1 pseudogene is annotated in these 264 nt (G+C 58.3%); it reads right to left on the minus strand.

The features are described from left to right. Positions 1-67: 67 nt before the first annotated feature. Positions 68-264, minus strand: a pseudogene (locus tag QSV46_RS40030) (elongation factor Ts); the annotation flags it as partial.

A 264-nucleotide genomic window follows, 5' to 3' on the forward strand; every position in this document is an offset into this window, starting at 1 on the left:
GCCCCACCTCGTACGGTGGGACCGTTCGTCGTCACAATCTCGTTATCATCCCCACGTGGGGACGAGATCACTCTCCGGCAGAAAAGCGAACGAAACGCTTGAGGGTGACACCAGCGGCCTCAAGGGTCTGGGCGACGGTTTTCTTGTCATCGGAAATGGCAGGCTGATCGAGCAGGCAGTTCTCCTTGAAGAAGCCGCCTAGGCGACCCTCGACGATGCGGTCGATGATCTTTTCAGGCTTACCCTCCTCGCGGGCAATATCAG

The sequence above is a fragment of the Bradyrhizobium cosmicum genome (assembly GCF_032290525.1).
In the GTDB taxonomy this organism is placed as follows: domain Bacteria; phylum Pseudomonadota; class Alphaproteobacteria; order Rhizobiales; family Xanthobacteraceae; genus Bradyrhizobium; species Bradyrhizobium cosmicum_A.